Origin of the sequence: Algibacter sp. Ld11, assembly GCF_045066735.1 — a bacterium.
Lineage (GTDB): Bacteria > Bacteroidota > Bacteroidia > Flavobacteriales > Flavobacteriaceae > Algibacter.
Genome location: NZ_JBISHH010000007.1, coordinates 195,291 through 212,959, shown reverse-complemented (window position 1 = coordinate 212,959; position 17,669 = coordinate 195,291). Strand labels below are relative to the sequence as shown.

Genomic DNA, 17,669 nt, shown 5'->3' with positions numbered 1-17,669 from the left:
TATAATTAGTACAATTCTAGTTTAATTTTTTGTAATTTTTTAAAATAATCTACCAATAGCTATAATAGCGTTTATTAGTATCGTTATAATAACTGTGATTATTATTAAATTCTTATATATTTTAATATTACTCTTTTTACCTATGCCTTTAGATTTTTGTATTAGCCACCCGTTAGGCAAGTTAATTTGTTTTAGTTGTTCTATAACTTGAGTAATTTCTGCTTTACCTCTAATAACTTGTATAGGTAAAGGATCTTTTAAAATAAGATCGTGATTACCTATTTGTTGAAAAAAAGTGTATTCTGAATTTTTGTAGATGCATGAGTTAAGCCCAATAAAAGGTTTGAGCTTTTTTATGGTGTCTTTATAAATAGTATGCACAGGATCTTCAGAATAGCTATTGTAGAAATCGTTTTCAAGTATAATGATCTTTTCTTCTGAAACAGGATTTAAAATACCATCTTCCAATGCTTTTTTATAATCACCTATTATAACGGTAAATTCTACAACAAGAACGTTCTCTATAACAACTTCTTGAAGTTTAAAGTCCATAGTAATATATATATTATTTCCTGTTGCAATATATAAGTTGTCTTTAGTTATTAATGTATAATTTGATTTGTTAACCTGTTTACTAAATTCATTGATATATTTTCTAGTGGCCTTCTTCATCAGTATTCTTCTACTACATAGGTTTTAATAGTAGTTTCTTTATATTTTATATTATGAATGGCTTCACTACTAACATTTTTATTCTTATCATATTCATAGTTTACAACTGTTATTTTAACGCCATCTTTATCAAAAAAGAGGTGTTCTATTAATAAATTATTTTTGTAAACTTTAGTTTCTTTATTTTCGAATACATTATTAACATATTTACTTAATTCAGTACAATTATTTAATTTATCATAGGTGTAAATTTCTGTAGTTGGTTTTCCATCGTAAAAAGCACTATTAGATTGATGTGTTTTTACTAGCAAATTATCTTTATATGTATAATCAACGGTATAACTATCGTTTTTTACATTTTCTTTGTAGCATTCTCTTTTTAGGCGCGTAACATTATTGTTGTTGTCGTATTCGTAAAAATGTTCACAATACGATTTAAAGTTGTAGTTGTCGTGTTTTGAGTATACAATGTTGTTGTTTTTATCCATTTTTTGTGTAAAAGATTCTGTCAGCTTATCATCTTCATAAGCTTTCATCTCTATTACGTTATCTTTATAAACATACTTTTTAATGGTGGTATATCCGTAAGGTGGTAATTGGGTTTCAATTACGGTTTCTACTTTTCCGTCTTTATAGGTGTATTTATAAGTGGTATTCAATTTACCACGACGATAGGTTTTTTCTAATAATAAAAATCCGTTTTCATTAAATTCCTTTACTTCAGAAATTATTGCAGTTGTATCAACATCCAATGTCTTCTCATATACCGTTACTCGTTTTACATTACCTTTTAAGTTTAATTCTTCTAAATCTATTGTAACGTTCTTATCTATTTTAGTTCTTTGTCCGTACCCCATTGTGGTGGCTAAAATTAGTAGTATTAGTATTTTATTCATATCTAAAATTATAAGATAAAATCAGCCCTATTATTAATAAGTAGCTTTTCTGTTAAACGCAAGAGTGCTATTTCTCAAAGATTTTTCTACCTTTAAAAAACGCCATTTATGTTTCGTTCTTTATGTAATTAATACCAACGTTTAGCATAAAAAACGTAAGGCAAGAGATAAGCCTCTCGCTTTGGTTTGACACTTAGCCAAATATAATATTTTGTGTTTATCTTTTATATTGAAAATGCCAAATATTATATTTGGCGGGCTACATAAACAAACATAGAGCTTTTGATTTAGTAATAAACTCACGCGTTATTTTTAAACAATGTTACCAACTGACTTTTTCCAATATTTTATTCAGTTCAGTTTCTTTTTGAGTTCCGATTAGAAATTTTTTCCCATTCTGAAGCTCAATTGCCAAACCTTTGTTTCCTTTCGTATTATATACCGTTCCATATTTTGTCCATAGTCGGATTCCCCAACCTCCAACAAATCCATAATTCACGATTTTAGCATTTTTTATTTCTTTCCAATTTACTTGCTTTTTAACGAAAGGGAAGAAGTTTATTCGTATTTCATTTTGGTCAATTTCAGTTTTCAGTCGCATAAACCAAAACATAGCTATTAAACCAAAAATAAGCACACAAAAAATAATAAGTCCGAAGTCTGCCATTGGTTTAACTCCAAATTTTTCTCCGAGAATTAATTGCTTGTAAATTCCGAAAATCGATAATGTTCCAATTCCGATTAAAATCAGCCAAAGCCACCATTGAGTGAATTTTTGTTCTTCTTTAAACTCGATTTTCATTTTGTGTTACTGCATTCAAGGTTCTAACGCAACAAACGTTGCTTTTTTTTTGAGATACTAAGCTACATTTTTTAGTTCAGAATCCATAATTTCCTGGGGTGTTTTATAGCCTATAATTTTCCGAGGATTTTCGTAAGCAGGCTAGAACCTAGCAATAAAACATATACATTGTTGCCACACGTTTTTTAATTTAGGAATTATTATTTAATCTTATATATATAATTTATGGTATAGTAAAGAACTAGATAGTATCAAACTCCGGTAATACAACCTCCTCAATTTTAGCAATAGCTTCACTAACTGGCGTTTCAGATTTTCTAAGGTTTAGTGCCATATGATTAACACCAACGTTTTCATAGGACTTTAAGTATTCGGTAAGATGGTTGATTCCAACCGTACCACCAAAACGCTGTGGTTTAAAAGTAGCATTGTCGTCTTTAGATAGGTTTAAATGTATGGCAGAAATATAAGGTTTGGCTGCTTGATCTTCATCATACAATGCATTACACCAGTATTTTCTGTTCTCCAAAGTTTCGGCAACAGGTCTTGGATAATTAAACCAAGCTTGAGCGTTTTTGGCAATCCAATTAATACTTTGTCCGGAATGACCAGCTATGACTAACGGAATATCTTTTTTCGGTTTAGGGTACACTTCTATTCCACTAGTTAAAAAATCGTACTTAGATTTTAAATCGCTATTCGTTTTCCAAGCTTCTTTGATGATATCAAGATTTTGTCTAAAGATTTCAGGTCTTTTTTTATAATCGATATTGTACATTGGGAACTCCACAGGTCTGTCGCCCAAACCAAAGCCTAACAATAGTCTGCCATCACTTAAATTTTCTATGGTAGCAGTAGCTTTTGCTAACTTTATAGGTTGTTGTAATGGCAATACAATGGCAGCTGTACCCAACAAAATGTTTTTGGTAGCAGCAGCTAAATAACCCAAGTATGGTAAGGTGTCAAACAATTGAGCACCATCACCAAAATTTGGGTCGTACACAGGAACATCTCGCATCCATAAGGCTGCGAATCCTGCTTCGTCAATCTGTTGTGCTAAGGCTAAATGGTTAGATATATCTGGCACGCCAAAAGGTCTGTTGTCTTCCAAACGTTTGCGATTTCCATCGGTTGACCAATCGTTATCTAAAGGAAACTCTATACCAAGGGTCATTTTACCTGGTTTGTATAGTTTATCAAATGGATTCATAGTGTGTGTTTTAAATTCATCAGGCATCCGCTAAGACACCTGATGATTTTCAAGATTAGTTATTCCAGATACTATCTGCAGTGTAGGGTCCGTTTTCAACTTCCCAAAATTTGCCATCTATAAAGCGATGTCCTTTATCCAAATCCTTCAACAACGCCATGTCTTCTTCAGTAAGTGTATAGTTTAACGTCTCTAAATTCTGAAGCAATCTCGCCTCATTTATAGATTTAGGAATTACCGCAATGCCTCGTTGCATCGTATATGACAATGCTACTTGTGCAGGCGACATACGTCTTGCTTTGGCAATGTTTTTTATCGTATCATTTTCTAACAAACGAAGCGTGCTATTGTCATCTTCAAGCGAGCCTAAAGGTGCGTATGCAGTTAGCAGAATATCGTTTTTTACGCAGAATGTTTGTAATGCGTCTTGCTGCAAAAATGGATGCATTTCTACCTGATTCATCTCTGGTTGATGCACTGCAGTCGCTAGTATTTCTTTCAACTGATTTTCATTAAAATTACTCACGCCAATATGTTTTGCAAGTCCTTCCTCTAAAGCAGCTTCCATCCCTTTCCAAGTATTGGTTAAAGGCACCTCTGATAATGGAATAAAATCAGATGCTTTTTCTGGCATTTCCGTTCCTTTTTTAAGAGCGACAGGCCAATGGATAAGATACAGGTCTAAATAGTCAAGTTGTAAATCTTCTAAAGTCTGGTTCAGTGCAGGAATCACATTTTCCGCTCCGTGGGAAGCATTCCATAATTTGGAAGTCACCCATAAATCGTTACGTGTGACCAAACCTTGTTTTATGGCTTCAGCAATGGCATTACCTACTTCTTTTTCGTTTCCGTAAGCCGCAGCACAATCTATATGTCTGTATCCTATTTTAATAGCTGAAAGTACAGCCTTGTACACTTCATTTGGTTCAGAACGAAACGTTCCTAAACCTAAAATTGGCATTTCGTCGTTATTTCTAAATTTTAATGCAGTCATTATTTATATTTTTTCTTTTTTGAATAAAACTAAGGTTAACAAGAATCCAACAATTACTAGAATACCACCTACCCAAGGAGTCGCTTCAATACCTAATTCAGATTCCACAACCATTCCGCCTACATAAGCACCAATAGCAATACCAACGTTAAAAGCTGCAATGTTTAAGGCAGATGCTACATCTTCGGTTCCTGGTAAGTATTTTTCCGCCATTTTCACCACGTATAATTGTAATGCAGGTACGTTTGAAAAGGCTAGGATTCCCATAAAAAACAAGGTCACGATGGCAAAAATCTGACTAGAAGCAGTGAAGTATAACACAAACAATACGATGGCTTGTAAAGCAAACATTACTAATAATGCTTTGCCTGGTTTATTGTTAGATACTTTACCACCTATGATATTCCCAATTGCGATGGCAATACCATAAATTAAAAGAAATACACTAGTCATATTTGAAGAGAAACCGGTTACTTCTTCCAACAAAGGTGTTAAGTACGTAAAAGTGACAAACGTACCACCATAACCAAATGCAGTAATGGCTAGCACCAATAAAATAGATGGATTCTTAATCACTTTTAATTGGTCTATAAGTCGTAATGGAGCCGATTGTTTGATGTTTTTAGGAACCAAAGCCAAACTAGCTATTGCACCTACTAATCCTAATAAAGCAACACCAATAAAAGTTGCTCTCCATCCAAAATTCTGACCGATATATGTTCCTAAAGGCACACCAGTTACAATGGCTACCGTTAGACCTGCAAACATTATAGAAATGGCTGTTGCTCGCTTATCTTTTGGAACTAAACTAGCTGCAATGGTAGACCCGATAGAAAAGAATACACCGTGAGCAAAACCTGTTACAACTCTAGATAATAGCAACAACTCAAAACTTGGTGAAATAGCTGCTAAACCGTTACCAATTATAAATAGTAACATAATTCCCATTAGTAATTGTTTCCTTGGAATTTTACCTGTTAAGGCAGTTAAAATGGGTGCACCAATAGCAACACCAATGGCGTACAGACTTACTAATAATCCTGCTGATGTTAATGATGTGCCTAGGTCGTTTGCAACGGTAGATAATAAACCTACAATTACAAATTCCGTTGTTCCTATGGCAAATGCACTTATGGTTAATGCCCATAATGCTGCTGGTAGACTCTTCTTTTTTGCTACCGTAGTATCTCTATGTATTGTTGATGTTTCCATAATTTCTAATTATTTTTTATTATTGTTATTTAATGGCAACAGGGTTTATTTGTACTTGCGTAGAGCCTTCATATAAAGGGTGACCTAATACAAAAAGGAATTCCCAAGCTTTATCCTCAACCAACTCATCTACAAGAATATTTTCCAAAACTTGTACACCGTATTCGGTTGCCATCATTTGATTTACAGGGAAAGACAGTGCTCTATTTTCGTGTGGCACCGCTTCAAAAGACCAGTTGTCTGCACCTGCTGCAACAATTCCTTTTTTACCTAAATAATGTGCAGCTTCTGTACCAATTCCAGGTCCGCCAGCTAGGTAACGCTTATCATCTTTACCCATTAATTTGGTCCATCCTGTGTAAAATAGCACTACATCTCCTTTACGAATTTCAATGCCTTGTTTTTTGGCTACTTTTTCAATGTCCTCAACTGTAAAAACAGTGCCTTCCTTTACAATATCTTGATTGTAATAGGAGCGCATATCTAAAACAATACCTCTAGTTACAATTGGAGGTAATTTTTCTAGCCCTAATTTTTTAACACCAGATACGGTTAAAAAATCTTCAACTTTATGTCCGTTATAATGCACATTGTCTCTACCATAATGTGCCAATCCGTTTATTTGAGATCCAACACCTGTCCAACCAATTAATTGGTCATCTACGTAGGTGAATTTATTAGAACCTGCAGCAGCAGTTTCTGGTTGCAACGTTTCAATATGAAAGTATCTGTGACGGAAAGCTGCGGTTTCTGCATTTACCACCATTCCTAAGCGGTATACTTTTCCTTTCTTAACCAATTTTACGGCATCTAAAACCGTTTCTTCATTTAAAAGGTTAAGTGCACCAATTTCATCGTCTGCACCATAAGGTGACGTTGGTACTTGTTGTGCGTTTGTAGTTAAAGCAGTAAAAAGTGTGGCTGCTAATGCAATTGTTTTTAAAGTATTTACTATTGTTTTCATTTTAATATGTTTTTAAATTTCTGATACAAATTTCCGATTAAAGCAAGGGGTGTGCGAGGATGTACATCACCATTTTAAAGTGATGTATGTCACAGTTAACACTGCTCATACATCACCTTATTTTTAATTTTATTTAATCTTGAAGCTTCATTTTTAAAACCAAGTAAGGTGGTTTACTAGCATCTTTTCCTTCATTTAACAAAGGCAGATTATGAAGCTGATTTGCTACGATGTACAAATAGTTTCCGTGTATGGCAACACCATCGGGCCAAGACAGGTCTTTTTTAGATTGCGCAATGGTTTTCATTCCAGCAGGCGTACTTTCTACAATGGCTGAATTTTCAACATCGGTTACATATACTTTTCCGTTTGCACCTACTTTAAATCCGTCAGATTTTGGTTTGTTGGCATAAAACTCGATGTACTTATTAAGGTCGCTATCTTGCTTGCTTTCATCCGCTAAAACAGCAGACGGTATGCGGTAAATCTTGGTGTTTCCCATTGCACCATAGTAGATATACTTGTTTTCGTCATCTATGGAAATTGGATTTAAAGGATATCTTGGCTGAATGGTAGTACCGTCTTTTCTTTTGTGGGATACTAATCTACCGTGAATTTTCACTGGTTCATCAGCAGACAAAAATGAAGCATTCCCTTCCATAACTCGTCTTATATAACCTGTTTCTAAGTTAATCACAACAAAAGCTGGTGCAATTGGCGGATTTAAAGCATCGGTCATATCTGCAATTACAGCAGTGTTGTTCTTGACATCAATCACAAAATCCTGTAAAAAAGGTTTTGTTGATAATACTGTATTCGGAATAGGAAAAACCTTTGTGACGTTACCGGTAACCAAATCAAATCCAACTAATTTTGGTGCCTGATTTTGCTTTACGTTACCCATATCCAACACCCAAAGAATTCCATTTGCATCGGCTTGAATTCCGATAGTTGAATTGATACCTTTTATACTTCCGTTTTCTGGTTTTACAATCCACTCTTTATCTCCAAATGGAATGGCTTCTCCATTAGGCAAAATTTCTTTCACCATATATTTTGAAGCGCTTAAGGCACTCATTGTTACAAATATTCTTCCGTCGTTAGACACGGTTATATTCCCCGGTCTTGATTCTGGAAATGTTGCTATAGTTTCTAATTGTGCTTGTGCTAATAGTGTAAAATTCATTACAAATGCGAACAAGACTGTTTTTATAATTGTTACTGTTTTCATCGTTATTGTTTTTAAAATTGAATATGATTTGATTAGTTGCCTAAAAATTTCTTTTGCGTTGATGGGTCTACCCAGATAACATCGCTTGGGTCTCTTGCAATGGCATCAAAAACGAGTACGTCTAACGGACCTTCTAAAATTTTTCCGTTACCGTGCGATGTACCTTTGCCCCAAAAAAGTAAGTCGCCTTTTCCTGCAACAACAGGACCTTTATCGGCAACATAAAATTCTGCTTTGCCATTTAAAATGTAGAGGTAAGCATCAGATTTTGCGTGGTAGTGCATAGGCACTTCATCATATAACCGAAAGATTCTAACGCCTGCGTGTTCACGGTCTATTAATCTGATGTCTTTGATGATACCGTTGTGGTCTTTAGGAAGTAGTGTTACGTATTCATCAATATTGATAATACCGTAGGAGTTACCCATTAACGGTCTTTTGTCTTCTTGCGCATAGGTGTTAAAACCTATGGCAATAACTGTAAATAATAGAAAAAGTGTTCTTGTAGTTTTCATAGTACATTGTATTTAATTGTTCGATACAAAATTCTATGAAAACAAAGGGGTGTGCGAGGACATACATCACGGTTTTTTTGTGATGTACATCAATTTTGAAAAGTGATTTATGTCACTCTTAACTGTTAAAACGACTTAAAGTCTCTCTGGATACGCCTAAATAGGAAGCAATTAATTTTTTAGGAACGCGTTGTATTAATTTTGGAAGTTTATTTAACAGGTATTCGTACCTGCTTTCTGCGGTCATTGTGAGTAAAGAAAGGATTCTTTGCTGTAAATTTATATAACCGTTGTTAGATTTAATTCTGAAGAAGTTGGCAACTGCTGGGACTTCTAAGCAAATTTTCTCTCTATTCTCTAAAGACAAACAGAAAAACTCTGAATCTTCAAGGCAATCTACAAAAATAGAACCCGGTTCTTGGTGTTGAAAAGCACAATGGTCGCTCACCCAATAGTTTTCCATAGCAAATTGAAGAATATGTTCTTTGCCTTTTTCGTCTATGGAATACGCCTTAACTAAGCCTTTAACAATCCAATATTCAAAATCCACAGCTTGTCCTGCTTGGATTAAGAATTGGTGTTTTTTTAAGCTTTTATATTCAAAGTGCGATTGTATAAAATTCCATTCGTCATTTGTTAATGCAAATAACTCTTCAAAATGTTGTCTTAGTAAATCAAGTTTTTCTTCCATAATGCAAATTTATTTTTTATTTCTGTTTCTGGAAAGTTTACTAGTGTTTAAATCTGTTAAATAGTGTTGCTTGTCAAATGTATGCCAACGGTCTTGTATATGAAAAGTAGCAGAATTATAAGTACTACTTTTCGGTTTAAAACAAAGATAGCAGAAAAGAACCAAACTTAAGGTTTAGCTCTTAACTGCTATTTTTTATATACGTTGTTGTGTGTAGTTATTTTTTGACTTCATTTTTTTATATCTACCACTTTCAATTCTTTATGGTAGCTTTCTATTCTTGAGTGGGCAGTTCCGTCAACTAACAGAATGACTGTTAACATTGCAATGGCTGTAATACTAATTGCTCTCCAAGTAGGTGTGTTAACAAACAGAATTAATAATGCTGCTATGATAATTAATATTGGAATTACTTTAAATACAACTGTATACTCCTTTAAAGTGCTTTCAGAACGTTCTATTTCGGATTGATAAAAGGCAGATGTATCAGTATTGAAGTCCTTCTCAAATTGTTTAACTCTTTGAATGTTGGTGTAGTAAAGACCGCTACCAATTATCAAAATTAGTATGCCTGCTATCAAAGTCGGAATGATGTAAGCCTTTGCTAAATCTGTTTTCCCTAACTGCCAAAACCCAATACTTGCGATTAAAAATATAATTGCAAAAAGGATGAAGAAACGTGTTGAGAAGATTTCGGATTTCGCCCATTCTGTGGCTAATTTTAATAGTTCCATTGTTTAATTTAGTTTATATTTTTCTCTGTACTCGGTCGGACTTATACCTTCTTTCTTTTTGAATAATCTCGAAAAATAGGGTGGATATTCAAACCCTAATTCATAAGCCACTTCTGAAATACTCTTATTTGGCTGTAATAATATATTTTTTGCTTCATCGATTAAATGTAAGTGTAAATGTTCGGTTGTAGTTTTACCTGTTTCCTTTTTCAAAGTATCACTTAAGTATCGTTGTGAAACCGACATTTTATCTGCGACTTGTTCAATACTTGGAATACCTTTTTCTTGCAACTGTACTGATTCAAAATATTCATTTAAATACTGATTGAATTGCTCTAACAAATCGTTCGATATTTCTATTCTATTTAAAAACTGCCTTTCATAGAAACGATTTGCATATTTTAACAACGTGTTTAATTGAGAAATAATAATTTCTTTACTGAAGACATCTTGATTATTTTGATATTCAATTTCAATATTAGCAACTATCGATTCTATTTGCTTTTCTTCTTTTGGCGAAAGATGTAATGCTTCATTTACTGAATAGGAAAAGAAACCATATTTTTTAATTTGTTGTGCTAATTCTGTTCCTTTTATAAAATCTTCGTGGAAGTTTATTGAAAAGCCTTTTTGCTCAAAAACCACACTATTATCCCATTGTAAGACTTGTCTTGGTGCAATGAAAATCAAAGCTCCATTAGTGAAATCATATTTTGTTCGTCCGTAGTTTAAATCTCCCTTTACATATTTTTTAAAACTTATAGAGTAACAATCATTTGTAATTGGTGGCGAACTTTCTCGTGGACAAGGTAAATAACCTTCGCCTTTTGAGTTAAAAATACTCAACATAGGATGCTCTGGTCGAGGAAGTCCTAAATAATCTAAATAAGATGATAATGTTTTAAAGTGCTCCATAATACAAATTTATATATTCCATTTTACACCTGTTTCTTTTTCAGAAAGTTCCCATAATTTTTTTGCAACAACTTTGTCTTTTGCGTGTGATTCTAATTTATGCGCTCCAACAGGACCAGTCCAATTATTTCTTCCTGTAGGACCATAAAAACTACCTTGATCTAAATTAGGTTCTGAAGCACACATCAATTGCGGATAAGCACCTTTTTCAGCCGATTGTGTTAATGGCGATAATTTCATTAGATTAAAGATGAATTTCATCATAAAACTACCACTTGTATTTATAAGGTTTGTTCTTGAAGAACCAGGATGACAAGCATATGCTTTAACATCTGATTTACCTGCTTCTTTCAATCTATCCTGTAGTTCATAGATAGATATAATTTGAGCTAATTTGCTTTGACTATAAGCATTATTAGGTGTGTAATCTTTATCCCAATTCAAATCCTCAAATTTGATAGTTTTAATTCCCATATCATATCCCAGACTTCCTACCGTTACAATTCGACCTTTAGATTTTTCAATAAGTGGGAACAATAATGCTTGAAGAGTAAAATTTCCGTAGTAATTCGTTCCCATTTGACTTTCCCAACCGTCTGTTGTTAGCGTCTGTTTAGGTACTTGGGCAATTGCAGCATTGCAAATTAATGCATCGATTTTGGGAACTGTTTTTAAAATTTCTTCTGTAGCCTTTTTTACAGATACTTGCTCTGATAAGTCCATTTGAATATTGGTTATATCAATATCGTTACCCAATTCTTGTTTCAATGTTGCAATGGTGTCTTGTACTTTTTTAGGGTTTCGATTGAGCATAACCACTTTAGCACCTTTTGAAAGTAAAATTTTGGTTGCTTCAAAACCTGTTCCGCTTGTAGTACCTGTTATAACGAACACTTTGCCATTCAGATTTCCGATTCTATCAGGTGTCCATCCTTTTTTGCCAAATTGATTTGTTTTCATTTCCGTCTATTTTTTGTGTTAAAAAATTATAAGGCAAAGGTCGGACGGAAGAGGTCTTGTTTTCTTATACAGATTTTCGAATGTCGTATACTTTTTGGTTGGGTTTAATTACACACAACGGTTTTGTATATGATACGTTGCGTGGTTTAGCACCTAATTTAGCAAATAAAAACCGAATATAAAATCCGCGAGGATTTTCGTAAGTAGGCTAGAACTAGCAATAAATTATATATGGTGTTGTACGCAGGCTTTTTTCAGAATGTTTTTATGTCTCCATTTTCTAACCAATCTGGTATTTCAAAATTTTTCGCTCTTCTGTGTTGTTTAAAAATATATCTTAATCCTTTTATAGAATGATGAGCATTATTTATTAATTTTTTTTGTTGCTCAATATATTTCTGGTCATATTCGTTTTCACTTATTCTATGAGCTGGGTTTTGACGCTGTCTTCTAATGTTTTTTAAAATACTAAATATTTTCTTTAATTCTTTGTCTTGTTCAGCCTTAAATATTCCACTCAACCATTCTTCGAAAAGTCTTAATGTTCCTTTTGGTTTTCGTTCCTTAATTCCATCTTCTATTTCAATGTAATCGTAAAACTCAACTTTACCTTCAAAGAAATCTTTGTTTATGTTGTCTGAAATCATTTTATCTAAAAGAAGTACAAAATCATTATAATTCTTTAAAGTTGGTGAAAAGAAAAATGTAAATTCTTTCGGTCGATTGTAATCATTAAAATTTTTTCTAAATAAAGATTTATCAAAAATAGTTTTTGAAATGTCATTTAAACAAGTTAGTTCGCCTATAAAAGCACTAAATACAGAATGTGATGATGTCCAATTTCCTTTAATTGTATTTTCATAATATTCTTGTAGAACGAAACAGTTTTCAGTCCTTTCTTTATTTTTCCAAAAAACCTGATGCTCAGGTGTTAAGTCGTTTAAGTATCTTAAATAGACAACAGCTAACCTGTTATCATTTTCATCAAAACCTAAACCAAAAGTTTTTAGAAAAACATCATCTTCTCCTCTTACTAAAGGTTTTTCATTATCATCATATTTTGCTGAAATTCTACCTGAGTAATCTTCAAATACAAAATTGAATCTAGGGTCGTTTGAATATCTTTCCAATACTTCAATGTCGAAAAATCGTGGACTTAGTTGAGGTTCTCCACACGCAAGAGCTTTAGTGTAAATTGCTTCTCCAAATTCATCTAAATTTCTATTAGATTTAAGTGAACTTTGAGAAGGATAAATGCATATTGGAAAATCTGTATTTTCTGATATTATTGCAATTTTCCCTATTTTCATTTCTTTTGTTTTCCAGTTCTTGGAATCCTCAAGAATTTTCAATTGAGTTTCGATAGGGTAAAGACGTGAATAAATAATATGAGGATTTGTACTTGATTGAATTGTTATTTTGTCATCTAGAACTAGTTCTTTAATTAAGTCTATTGATTTTTTATATTCAATATTCAAAGTACTTGAAATATTTCTCAAAGGAATTCCATTGAAATCACTGGATTCAAGAAAGAATTTATAAATTTTTTGTTCAATTTCTTTTTTCAAGAGTTTCGTTTTTCAGCTTGCGTACAACATAAGCATATAAATAGCATTACCTATATACCAGTTTTATAGTTAATAACACCTTTTTAAAAAAAAAGGTGTTATTAAAGCTATTTATTTTTAAATGATTAATGTATTAAACTAAAGTACGTTATCCATAATTTCCTGAACAACTTCGGGATTCAATAATGTACTTGTATCACCTAAATTACTAGTATCGTTACTTGCTATTTTACGTAAAATACGTCGCATAATTTTACCCGAACGTGTTTTTGGTAAGCCAGCAGTAAACTGAATTTTATCTAGTTTCGCGATTGGCCCGATAGACTCGGTAATCATTTGGTTAATTTCTTTTCTAAGATTGTTTTGATCTCTGGTTTCACCAAAATCCTTCAGAATAACATAACCATAAAGTGCATTTCCTTTAATATCGTGTGGGAAGCCAACAATGGCAGACTCTGCAACTGCTGGATGCTCGTTAACCGCATCTTCTATAGGAGCAGTACCGAGGTTATGCCCAGAAACGATAATTACATCGTCTACACGACCTGTAATTCGATAATAACCAACCTCATCACGCAATGCGCCATCACCGGTAAAATACTTATTTTCATAAGCCGAAAAATAGGTATCTTTATAACGCTGATGGTTTCCCCAAATGGTTCTAGCCATACTTGGCCAAGGGAATTTTACACATAAACGCCCCTCTACTTGATTCCCTCTTAACTCATTCCCTTCTTCATCCATTAAAGCTGGTTGAATACCAATAAATGGTAACGTGGCATAAGTTGGTTTTGTTGGTGTTACAAACGGAATTGGACTAATCATAATTCCACCAGTTTCTGTTTGCCACCAAGTATCAACAATTGGGCTTTTCTTTTTCCCGACGTTATCATTATACCAGTGCCAAGCTTCTTCGTTTATAGGCTCACCTACCGAGCCAAGTACTTTTAACGATGATAAATCGTATTTTTCTACTAATTCTACACCTTGTTTTGCCAATGCCCTAATAGCTGTTGGTGCAGTGTAAAACTGATTTACTTTATGTTTTTCTACAATTTCCCAAAAGCGTCCAAAATCTGGATAACTAGGTACACCTTCGAATAAAACTGTTGTAGCTCCATTTGTTAACGGACCGTAAAGAATGTAACTATGGCCAGTAATCCAACCTATATCGGCTGTACACCAATACACATCGTTTTCCTTATATTGAAATATATTTTTAAAAGTATACGCCGTATAAACCATATATCCGGCTGTGGTATGCACCATGCCTTTTGGTTTTCCGGTAGAACCCGATGTGTACAAAATAAACAACGGATCTTCTGCATTCATAACCTCAGCTTTGCAATCGGTAGATGCCGCATCCAAAAGTGGTTGCAACCATTGGTCACGACCAGCTTCCATATGGATATCCGTATTAATTCGTTTGGCAACCAAAACATCTTTAACACCTGGGCAACTCTCTAAAGCCTCGTCTACAATACCTTTTAAATCTATAGTTTTAGAACCTCGGTAAGAACCATCGCTAGTAATTACTATTTTACAATCGGAATCGTTAATTCGAGTTGATAATGCTGTAGCAGAAAAACCTGCAAATACCACCGAGTGGATGGCGCCAATTCTAGCACATGCTAAAGTGGCAACAGCGAGTTCCGGAATCATTGGTAAGTAAATGCAAACGCGATCACCTTTTGCAACCCCCCGGTTTTTTAAAACATTCGCAAATTGATTTACACGATCGTGCAATTGGTTGTATGTAATATGTTCAGCCGGATCGTTTGGATTATTGGGTTCGAATAAAATTGCGGTTTTATCGCCACGCGTTGGTAAATGTCTATCAATACAGTTTTCTGTAATGTTTAATTCTGCCCCCTCAAACCACTTTACTTCGGGCTTCGCAAAATCCCAACTTAAAACTTTATCCCATTTTTTTTGCCACATAAAATGCTCTTCAGCTATTTCTTCCCAAAAGTTTTCGGGTTCTCTAACCGATTTTCTATAGACTTGATAATATTCTTCTAAATGTTTTATGTGATAATTACTCATGATTTATATTTAGTTGGTTATTAGCAAAAAATATTAAAAATTATTGCTAGATTCTCTTTTCTAAGAGCTACTTGGTTTCGAGTTCTAAAATAGCAAAATATTATGTATTTCACTTTGTTTTTAGCTTTTGTTAACAAAATAAGTGTACTGAAAATAATTATCTTTAAATGGTTTTAAAAAAGGCTTGTTCTGCTTTTGTAAATAGACGTGAATGAATTAAAAAACGTAATCCTAACGGAATTTCAAGAGAGAAACTTGCTCCTCGCCCTTCTGTAACATCAACAGTTAAATGTGTGTGTTTCCAATATTCAAATTGATCCCTACTCATATAAAAATTAACGCCTTCCACTGTACCCAACAAAATATCATTATCATCCAGATACATATCACCCTCTTCAAATATCATTGGTGCCGATCCGTCGCAACAGCCACCACTTTGGTGAAAAACAAGATCCCCATGCTTTGCTTTCAATGTATTTACAACTAGCGCCGCCTTATTAGTTATTGCTATTCTTTCCATAATTTTAAATTTACAAAAAAGGCTAAACACAATACGGCTCAACCTTTTAAGTATTACACTATTAATCTGAATCTAATTCTAAAAGAAACCTAATTTATTTTTATCGTAAGAAATAAGCATGTTTTTGGTCTGTCTGTAATAATTCATCATCATCACGTGGTTCTCACGACCAAATCCCGATTTTTTATAACCTCCAAACGGCGCATGTGCAGGATAAGTATGATAACAATTTACCCAAACGCGACCTGCTTTAATAGCGCGTGGTATTTGGTATAATTGGTGCGCATCACGGGTCCAAACTCCAGCACCCAAACCGTAAAGTGTATCATTGGCTATTTCCAAAGCTTCAGCTTCATCTTTAAACTTTGTAACACAAGCTACCGGACCAAAAATTTCTTCTTGAAAGACTCGCATTTTATTATGACCTTCTAAAATAGTGGGTTGTATGTAAAATCCACTCGCTAAATCGCCACTTAATTTATTAGCACTTCCACCTGTTAAAACTTTTGCGCCTTCCTCTTTTCCTATTTCTAAATAGGCTTGTATTTTCTCGTATTGATCGTTCGATGCTTGTGCCCCAACCATAGTATTCACATCGTAAGGATTATCTTGAATAATGGCATTTGTTCTCGCCACAACACGTTCCATAAAAGCATCATAAATATCTTCTTGAACCAAAATTCGAGACGGACAAGTACAAACTTCACCTTGATTAAAAGCAAACAAAACAGCACCCTCAATAGCTTTATCTAAAAACGCATCGTCCTCATCCATAACCGAATTAAAAAACACGTTAGGCGATTTCCCTCCTAACTCCATAGTTACTGGGTTTAAGTTTTTAGAAGCATATTGCATAATTAATTGCCCGGTCGTGGTTTCGCCTGTAAAGGCCACTTTTTCAACTTTAGGGCTAGATGCTAATGGTTTTCCTGCTTCTGGCCCAAAACCATGCACAATATTTAATACTCCTGGAGGAAAAACATCGGCTATTTTCTCCATAAGCAATGTTGCTGTAGATGGCGTTTGTTCTGCCGGTTTTAAAACCACACAATTTCCGGTTGCTAATGCCGGAGGCACTTTCCATGAGAGCATTAATAGTGGGAAATTCCATGGAATTATTTGCCCAACTACACCAAGCGGTTCTTTAATATTCATAGATAAGGTGTTCGCGTCTAGCTCTGTGGCACTACCTTCCTCAGCCCGGATACAGGCAGCAAAATAACGCCAATGGTCTATAGCCAAAGGAATATCTGCATTTAAGGTTTCGCGAATTGGTTTCCCATTATCACAAGTTTCAACTAATGCAAATTCTTCAAGATGCGCTTCAATAATATCGGCAACTTTATTTAGTAAAGCTGCACGTTGGGCGGCTGGCGTATTTCCCCAAGATTCTTTTGCAGCATTAGCAGCATCGAGCGCCATGTCGATATCTTCCTTTTGTGATCGCGGATATTTAGCAATTAAACTATTATCTATTGGCGATGTATTATCGAAATACTGGCCACCAATAGGCGCGACAAATTTGCCGTTAATAAAATTATTATACGACGTCTTAAATGTTGGTTTAGAATAACTCATTTTTCTCAGTTTTTGTTGTTGGTTAAACATTTCTAAGCTACATTTCTAATAATTAACATGAATTTGCTATATTTTAACATATTCATATTTTTATTATTAATAAATTGCTTATTATATAGTTTTGATAAAGTTATATTATCAAATCCTTAGCCAGTTGAACA

17 protein-coding genes are annotated in these 17,669 nt (G+C 33.9%); all 17 read right to left on the bottom strand.

What is annotated here, in order from left to right; genetic code table 11:
• Positions 1–39: 39 nt before the first annotated feature.
• Complete coding sequence (locus tag ACJJV4_RS03975; protein WP_405292172.1) at positions 40–672, bottom strand: hypothetical protein; 633 nt, start codon at positions 670–672, stop codon at positions 40–42.
• A complete protein-coding gene (locus tag ACJJV4_RS03970) occupies positions 672–1,568 on the bottom strand; it encodes a hypothetical protein (RefSeq protein WP_405292171.1) in 897 nt (298 codons plus the stop codon). The genes ACJJV4_RS03975 and ACJJV4_RS03970 overlap by 1 nt, the downstream gene beginning before the upstream one ends.
• Before the next feature lie 322 nt (positions 1,569–1,890).
• Positions 1,891–2,370 (bottom strand): hypothetical protein, encoded by a 480-nt coding sequence (locus tag ACJJV4_RS03965; protein WP_405292170.1) that lies wholly within the window; start codon positions 2,368–2,370, stop codon positions 1,891–1,893.
• A gap of 241 nt (positions 2,371–2,611) precedes the next feature.
• Positions 2,612–3,580 carry a TIGR03571 family LLM class oxidoreductase gene (locus tag ACJJV4_RS03960; protein WP_405292169.1) on the bottom strand — a complete coding sequence of 323 codons (969 nt, stop codon included), beginning with the start codon at positions 3,578–3,580 and terminating at the stop codon, positions 2,612–2,614.
• 55 nt (positions 3,581–3,635) lie between these two features.
• Positions 3,636–4,574: an aldo/keto reductase gene (locus ACJJV4_RS03955; protein WP_405292168.1), complete on the bottom strand. Its 939-nt coding sequence runs from the start codon at positions 4,572–4,574 to the stop codon at positions 3,636–3,638.
• Between the two features lie 3 nt (positions 4,575–4,577).
• Positions 4,578–5,786, bottom strand: a complete 1,209-nt coding sequence (locus ACJJV4_RS03950; protein ID WP_405292167.1) for an MFS transporter — start codon at positions 5,784–5,786, stop codon at positions 4,578–4,580.
• A 25-nt stretch (positions 5,787–5,811) separates the two neighbouring features.
• Positions 5,812–6,750 carry a cyclase family protein gene (locus tag ACJJV4_RS03945; RefSeq protein ID WP_405292166.1) on the bottom strand — a complete coding sequence of 313 codons (939 nt, stop codon included), beginning with the start codon at positions 6,748–6,750 and terminating at the stop codon, positions 5,812–5,814.
• A 133-nt stretch (positions 6,751–6,883) separates the two neighbouring features.
• Positions 6,884–7,981, bottom strand: coding sequence for an L-dopachrome tautomerase-related protein (locus ACJJV4_RS03940; RefSeq protein WP_405292165.1), 1,098 nt, complete (start codon positions 7,979–7,981; stop codon positions 6,884–6,886).
• Positions 7,982–8,013: 32 nt separating this feature from the next.
• Entirely contained in the window at positions 8,014–8,496 is a 483-nt protein-coding gene (locus ACJJV4_RS03935) for a cupin domain-containing protein (RefSeq protein WP_405292164.1), read from the bottom strand.
• Between the two features lie 118 nt (positions 8,497–8,614).
• Positions 8,615–9,187 carry a Crp/Fnr family transcriptional regulator gene (locus tag ACJJV4_RS03930; RefSeq protein WP_145001962.1) on the bottom strand — a complete coding sequence of 191 codons (573 nt, stop codon included), beginning with the start codon at positions 9,185–9,187 and terminating at the stop codon, positions 8,615–8,617.
• A gap of 230 nt (positions 9,188–9,417) precedes the next feature.
• Positions 9,418–9,921, bottom strand: a complete 504-nt coding sequence (locus tag ACJJV4_RS03925; RefSeq protein WP_303558724.1) for a hypothetical protein — start codon at positions 9,919–9,921, stop codon at positions 9,418–9,420.
• A gap of 3 nt (positions 9,922–9,924) precedes the next feature.
• The gene (locus tag ACJJV4_RS03920; RefSeq protein ID WP_405292163.1) at positions 9,925–10,836 is read right to left on the bottom strand and encodes a helix-turn-helix domain-containing protein; all 912 of its coding nucleotides are present in this window, start codon (positions 10,834–10,836) and stop codon (positions 9,925–9,927) included.
• Between the two features lie 9 nt (positions 10,837–10,845).
• On the bottom strand, positions 10,846–11,796 hold the full coding sequence (locus ACJJV4_RS03915) for an SDR family oxidoreductase (protein WP_215957482.1): 951 nt from the start codon (positions 11,794–11,796) through the stop codon (positions 10,846–10,848).
• 254 nt (positions 11,797–12,050) lie between these two features.
• On the bottom strand, positions 12,051–13,364 hold the full coding sequence (locus ACJJV4_RS03910) for a hypothetical protein (RefSeq protein WP_405292162.1): 1,314 nt from the start codon (positions 13,362–13,364) through the stop codon (positions 12,051–12,053).
• A 138-nt stretch (positions 13,365–13,502) separates the two neighbouring features.
• Positions 13,503–15,410, bottom strand: a complete 1,908-nt coding sequence (gene acs / locus ACJJV4_RS03905) for an acetate--CoA ligase (protein WP_405292161.1) — start codon at positions 15,408–15,410, stop codon at positions 13,503–13,505.
• A gap of 163 nt (positions 15,411–15,573) precedes the next feature.
• The gene (locus ACJJV4_RS03900) at positions 15,574–15,930 is read right to left on the bottom strand and encodes a DUF779 domain-containing protein (protein WP_405292160.1); all 357 of its coding nucleotides are present in this window, start codon (positions 15,928–15,930) and stop codon (positions 15,574–15,576) included.
• Positions 15,931–16,008: 78 nt separating this feature from the next.
• The gene (locus ACJJV4_RS03895) at positions 16,009–17,508 is read right to left on the bottom strand and encodes an aldehyde dehydrogenase family protein (protein WP_405292159.1); all 1,500 of its coding nucleotides are present in this window, start codon (positions 17,506–17,508) and stop codon (positions 16,009–16,011) included.
• Positions 17,509–17,669 lie beyond the last annotated feature (161 nt).

What these genes read in the sequence shown, in the direction of transcription:
- ACJJV4_RS03975 (WP_405292172.1), bottom strand. Translation starts at nt 672, where the DNA reads ATGAAGAAGGCCACTAGAAAATATATCAATGAATTTAGTAAACAGGTT.
- ACJJV4_RS03970 (WP_405292171.1), bottom strand. Translation starts at nt 1,568, where the DNA reads ATGAATAAAATACTAATACTACTAATTTTAGCCACCACAATGGGGTAC.
- ACJJV4_RS03965 (WP_405292170.1), bottom strand. Translation starts at nt 2,370, where the DNA reads ATGAAAATCGAGTTTAAAGAAGAACAAAAATTCACTCAATGGTGGCTT.
- ACJJV4_RS03960 (WP_405292169.1), bottom strand. Translation starts at nt 3,580, where the DNA reads ATGAATCCATTTGATAAACTATACAAACCAGGTAAAATGACCCTTGGT.
- ACJJV4_RS03955 (WP_405292168.1), bottom strand. Translation starts at nt 4,574, where the DNA reads ATGACTGCATTAAAATTTAGAAATAACGACGAAATGCCAATTTTAGGT.
- ACJJV4_RS03950 (WP_405292167.1), bottom strand. Translation starts at nt 5,786, where the DNA reads ATGGAAACATCAACAATACATAGAGATACTACGGTAGCAAAAAAGAAG.
- ACJJV4_RS03945 (WP_405292166.1), bottom strand. Translation starts at nt 6,750, where the DNA reads ATGAAAACAATAGTAAATACTTTAAAAACAATTGCATTAGCAGCCACA.
- ACJJV4_RS03940 (WP_405292165.1), bottom strand. Translation starts at nt 7,981, where the DNA reads ATGAAAACAGTAACAATTATAAAAACAGTCTTGTTCGCATTTGTAATG.
- ACJJV4_RS03935 (WP_405292164.1), bottom strand. Translation starts at nt 8,496, where the DNA reads ATGAAAACTACAAGAACACTTTTTCTATTATTTACAGTTATTGCCATA.
- ACJJV4_RS03930 (WP_145001962.1), bottom strand. Translation starts at nt 9,187, where the DNA reads ATGGAAGAAAAACTTGATTTACTAAGACAACATTTTGAAGAGTTATTT.
- ACJJV4_RS03925 (WP_303558724.1), bottom strand. Translation starts at nt 9,921, where the DNA reads ATGGAACTATTAAAATTAGCCACAGAATGGGCGAAATCCGAAATCTTC.
- ACJJV4_RS03920 (WP_405292163.1), bottom strand. Translation starts at nt 10,836, where the DNA reads ATGGAGCACTTTAAAACATTATCATCTTATTTAGATTATTTAGGACTT.
- ACJJV4_RS03915 (WP_215957482.1), bottom strand. Translation starts at nt 11,796, where the DNA reads ATGAAAACAAATCAATTTGGCAAAAAAGGATGGACACCTGATAGAATC.
- acs (WP_405292161.1), bottom strand. Translation starts at nt 15,410, where the DNA reads ATGAGTAATTATCACATAAAACATTTAGAAGAATATTATCAAGTCTAT.
- ACJJV4_RS03900 (WP_405292160.1), bottom strand. Translation starts at nt 15,930, where the DNA reads ATGGAAAGAATAGCAATAACTAATAAGGCGGCGCTAGTTGTAAATACA.
- ACJJV4_RS03895 (WP_405292159.1), bottom strand. Translation starts at nt 17,508, where the DNA reads ATGAGTTATTCTAAACCAACATTTAAGACGTCGTATAATAATTTTATT.